The following is a 5,375-nucleotide window of genomic DNA, read 5'->3' on the forward strand; positions in this document are numbered from 1 at the left end:
AAAATAAATTCAAAAATAATTTTAAAATTACTTGTTAGTTTAAAAAAGATGCTTACTTTTGCACCCGCTAATCGAGAGGTTGGCGGAATAAAATAAGAGTGATACGTTCATAGACATATTGAATTGACAGCCGTCCCGATTGATAATCGGGACAACAAAAAAGAGAGTAAGAGAATCGGAAGATTTGAATTAAGCCTAGCCTTTGTCTATAAATTAGCTTGTAAGAGCAAACAATATACGATGAAGAGTTTGATCCTGGCTCAGGATGAACGCTAGCGGCAGGCCTAACACATGCAAGTCGAGGGGTAGAAGTTGCTTGCAACTTTGAGACCGGCGCACGGGTGCGTAACGCGTATGCAATCTACCTTGTACAGAGGGATAGCCCAGAGAAATTTGGATTAATACCTCATAGTATTTTCAAGTGGCATCACTTGATTATTAAAGTTCCAACGGTACAAGATGAGCATGCGTCCTATTAGCTAGATGGTAAGGTAACGGCTTACCATGGCTACGATAGGTAGGGGTCCTGAGAGGGAGATCCCCCACACTGGTACTGAGACACGGACCAGACTCCTACGGGAGGCAGCAGTGAGGAATATTGGTCAATGGGCGCAAGCCTGAACCAGCCATGCCGCGTGCAGGAAGACGGTCCTATGGATTGTAAACTGCTTTTGTACGGGAAGAAACACTCCCTCGTGAGGGAGCTTGACGGTACCGTAAGAATAAGGATCGGCTAACTCCGTGCCAGCAGCCGCGGTAATACGGAGGATCCAAGCGTTATCCGGAATCATTGGGTTTAAAGGGTCCGTAGGCGGTTTTGTAAGTCAGTGGTGAAAGCCCGCAGCTCAACTGTGGAATGGCCATTGATACTGCAAGACTTGAATTACAAGGAAGTAACTAGAATATGTAGTGTAGCGGTGAAATGCTTAGATATTACATGGAATACCAATTGCGAAGGCAGGTTACTACTTGTGGATTGACGCTGATGGACGAAAGCGTGGGGAGCGAACAGGATTAGATACCCTGGTAGTCCACGCCGTAAACGATGGATACTAGCTGTTCGGAGCAATCTGAGTGGCTAAGCGAAAGTGATAAGTATCCCACCTGGGGAGTACGTTCGCAAGAATGAAACTCAAAGGAATTGACGGGGGCCCGCACAAGCGGTGGAGCATGTGGTTTAATTCGATGATACGCGAGGAACCTTACCAAGGCTTAAATGGGAATCGACAGGCGTGGAAACATGCTTTTCTTCGGACGATTTTCAAGGTGCTGCATGGTTGTCGTCAGCTCGTGCCGTGAGGTGTCAGGTTAAGTCCTATAACGAGCGCAACCCCTGTTGTTAGTTGCCAGCGAGTCAAGTCGGGAACTCTAGCAAGACTGCCGGTGTAAACCGTGAGGAAGGTGGGGATGACGTCAAATCATCACGGCCCTTACGCCTTGGGCTACACACGTGCTACAATGGCCGGTACAGAGAGCAGCCACTGGGTGACCAGGAGCGAATCTACAAAACCGGTCTCAGTTCGGATCGGAGTCTGCAACTCGACTCCGTGAAGCTGGAATCGCTAGTAATCGGATATCAGCCATGATCCGGTGAATACGTTCCCGGGCCTTGTACACACCGCCCGTCAAGCCATGGAAGCTGGGGGTACCTGAAGTCGGTGACCGTAAGGAGCTGCCTAGGGTAAAACTAGTAACTGGGGCTAAGTCGTAACAAGGTAGCCGTACCGGAAGGTGCGGCTGGAACACCTCCTTTCTAGAGACGAAAAAAGGGTTTAGGTAATTGGGATTGGACGTTTTTTTTACTCTCGCTGTTAGTTCAAGATATAATAAGCAAATACAGAGTCTCGTAGCTCAGCTGGTTAGAGTACTACACTGATAATGTAGGGGTCGGCAGTTCGAGTCTGCCCGGGACTACTAGTATGCTTAGAGGGAAATTTTAGAAGTTGGGCATCAACAATCCGCTAACTGCTGATAGCTGATAGCTAACGGCTAGAAGAAGGGGGAATTAGCTCAGCTGGCTAGAGCGCCTGCCTTGCACGCAGGAGGTCATCGGTTCGACTCCGATATTCTCCACCAAAAAGCTAAAAGCTGACAGCTGTCAGCTAAGGGCTAACCGTTCATTGACATATTGAGATAAAAATACATTTAAAAAGTAGAAAGAACACGAATTATCTATTTAAATAGGTAATAAGTAACAAGTACAATAAGCAAAATAAGGGCGTATGGGGGATGCCTAGGCTCTCAGAGGCGAAGAAGGACGTGATAAGCTGCGAAAAGCTGCGGGGACAGGCACATACTGATTGATCCGCAGATATCCGAATGGGGCAACCCGGCATGTTGAAGACATGTCACATCGATAGATGAGCAAACCCGCTGAACTGAAACATCTAAGTAGGCGGAGGAGAAGAAAACAAAAGTGATTCCGTAAGTAGTGGCGAGCGAACGCGGATTAGCCCAAACCAGAGTTGTTACGGCAATTTTGGGGTTGTAGGACCACGACATTCTATGCAAAGTGAACTGGAAGGACCTGGAAAGGTCTGCGATACAGGGTGATAGCCCCGTACAGGTAAGCGATGTAATAGATAGTGGTATCCTGAGTAGGGCGGGGCACGTGAAACCCTGTCTGAATCTGGCGGGACCATCCGCTAAGGCTAAATACTCCTGAGAGACCGATAGTGAACCAGTACCGTGAGGGAAAGGTGAAAAGAACCGTGAATAACGGAGTGAAATAGATCCTGAAACCATACGCTTACAAGCGGTCGGAGCCCTTTAAGGGGTGACGGCGTGCCTTTTGCATAATGAGCCTACGAGTTACCGTTGCCGGCAAGGATAAGCACTTCAGGTGTGGATCCGTAGCGAAAGCGAGTCTGAATAGGGCGCTTTAGTCGGTAGTGGTAGACGCGAAACCGTGTGATCTACCCATGGGCAGGATGAAGCTGTGGTAACACATAGTGGAGGTCCGAACCGGTTGACGTTGAAAAGTCTTCGGATGACCTGTGGGTAGGGGTGAAAGGCCAATCAAACTCGGAAATAGCTCGTACTCCCCGAAATGCATTTAGGTGCAGCGCTGGAATTAAGTTATATAGAGGTAGAGCTACTGATTGGATGCGGGGGCTTCACCGCCTACCAATTCCTGACAAACTCCGAATGCTATATAATGTTTACCAGCAGTGAGGGCATGGGTGCTAAGGTCCATGTCCGAGAGGGAAAGAACCCAGACCATCAGCTAAGGTCCCCAAATGTATGCTAAGTTGAAAAAACGAGGTTTGTCTGCCCAGACAGCTAGGATGTTGGCTTGGAAGCAGCCATTCATTTAAAGAGTGCGTAACAGCTCACTAGTCGAGCGGACGAGCATGGATAATAATCGGGCATAAGCATACTACCGAAGCTATGGATTGATAGTAATATCAGTGGTAGGGGAGCATTCTAACAGCGTTGAAGGTGTGTCGTGAGGCATGCTGGAGCGGTTAGAAAAGAAAATGTAGGCATAAGTAACGATAATGCGGGCGAGAAACCCGCACACCGAAAGACTAAGGTTTCCTCAGCTATGCTAATCAGCTGAGGGTTAGTCGGGTCCTAAGGCGCACCCGAAAGGGGAAGTCGATGGCCAACGGGTTAATATTCCCGTACTACTTGTAATTGTGATGGAGTGACACAGTGATGAAAGTACCGCGAGCTGACGGAATAGCTCGTTAAAGCACCTAGCTATAGGTCCCGTAGTAAAATGCGCGGGGACTGGTGAAATGCGATAGTACACGGCGTCTTCGGACAAAGTGATAGTGTACCTAAGGGCTGTCAAGAAAACCTTCTAAACTTAGATTACAAGTACCCGTACCGTAAACCGACACAGGTAGTCGAGGAGAGAATCCTAAGGTGCTCGAGAGATTCATGGCTAAGGAATTAGGCAAAATAGACCTGTAACTTCGGGAGAAAGGTCGCCCACAGCGATGTGGGCCGCAGTGAAAAGGTCCAGGCGACTGTTTATCAAAAACACAGGGCTCTGCAAAATCGTAAGATGAGGTATAGGGCCTGACACCTGCCCGGTGCTGGAAGGTTAAGAGGAGATGTTATCTTCGGAGAAGCATTGAATTGAAGCCCCAGTAAACGGCGGCCGTAACTATAACGGTCCTAAGGTAGCGAAATTCCTTGTCGGGTAAGTTCCGACCTGCACGAATGGTGTAACGATCTGGACACTGTCTCAGCCATGAGCTCGGTGAAATTGTAGTATCGGTGAAGATGCCGATTACCCGCAGTGGGACGAAAAGACCCTGTGCACCTTTACTATAGCTTAGTATTGGTCTTGGATAAGTGATGTGTAGGATAGGTGGGAGACTGTGAAATGGCGTCGCCAGGCGTTGTGGAGTCATTGTTGAAATACCACCCTTTGCTTATCTGAGGTCTAACCCCGCACAAGCGGGGGACATTGCTTGGTGGGTAGTTTGACTGGGGTGGTCGCCTCCAAAAGAGTAACGGAGGCTTCTAAAGGTTCCCTCAGCACGCTTGGTAACCGTGCGTAGAGTGCAATGGCATAAGGGAGCTTGACTGAGAGACATACAGGTCGATCAGGTACGAAAGTAGAGCATAGTGATCCGGTGGTTCCGCATGGAAGGGCCATCGCTCAAAGGATAAAAGGTACGCCGGGGATAACAGGCTGATCTCCCCCAAGAGCTCATATCGACGGGGGGGTTTGGCACCTCGATGTCGGCTCGTCACATCCTGGGGCTGGAGAAGGTCCCAAGGGTTGGGCTGTTCGCCCATTAAAGTGGCACGCGAGCTGGGTTCAGAACGTCGTGAGACAGTTCGGTCTCTATCTACTGCGGGCGTTAGAAATTTGAGTGGATCTGATTCTAGTACGAGAGGACCGAATTGGACAAACCTCTAGTGTATCTGTTGTCTCGCCAGGGGCACTGCAGAGTAGCTACGTTTGGAAGGGATAAGCGCTGAAAGCATATAAGCGCGAAACCCACCACAAGATGAGATTTCTTTTAAGGGTCGTGGAAGATGACCACGTTGATAGGCTATAGGTGTAAAGGCAGTAATGTCATAGCCGAGTAGTACTAATAACCCGTAAGCTTATGTACGTCGCATTCGGGCCGCAAGGCCCGGTGCACCCTTTCTTCCCCAATGAAGTTGGGGCTGACAAAATGAATTTTATCTCAGTATGTTAAGATATTTGCAGCGAAGCTGCGTTTAAAGTTGCGAGTTTAGAGTTTACGGGTTATTAACCTGAAACTTTACAACCTGAAACCTTAAACAACAACTTAAGGTGGTTATTGCGTCGGGGCTCACCTCTTCCCATTCCGAACAGAGAAGTTAAGCCCGACTGCGCAGATGGTACTGCAGTAATGTGGGAGAGTATGTCGCCGCCTTTTTTT

2 tRNA genes and 3 rRNA genes are annotated in these 5,375 nt (G+C 48.7%); all 5 read left to right on the forward strand.

From position 1 onward, the window contains the following. Positions 1-237 precede the first annotated feature (237 nt). The 5 genes from QHT84_RS14050 (at position 238) to rrf (ending at position 5,372) form a co-directional block, all read left to right on the forward strand. Positions 238-1,753 (forward strand): 16S ribosomal RNA (locus QHT84_RS14050). A gap of 87 nt (positions 1,754-1,840) precedes the next feature. Beyond that, a tRNA-Ile gene (locus QHT84_RS14055) sits at positions 1,841-1,914 on the forward strand. 85 nt (positions 1,915-1,999) lie between these two features. Further along, positions 2,000-2,076 (forward strand) — tRNA-Ala (locus tag QHT84_RS14060). A 125-nt stretch (positions 2,077-2,201) separates the two neighbouring features. Next, positions 2,202-5,081 (forward strand): 23S ribosomal RNA (locus tag QHT84_RS14065). A gap of 181 nt (positions 5,082-5,262) precedes the next feature. Next, positions 5,263-5,372 (forward strand): 5S ribosomal RNA (gene rrf, locus QHT84_RS14070). The 16S, 23S and 5S rRNA genes sit together here with 2 tRNA genes alongside, the layout of an rRNA operon. Positions 5,373-5,375: the final 3 nt, after the last annotated feature.

The organism is Flavobacterium sedimenticola (assembly GCF_030053345.1).
Lineage (GTDB): Bacteria > Bacteroidota > Bacteroidia > Flavobacteriales > Flavobacteriaceae > Flavobacterium > Flavobacterium sedimenticola.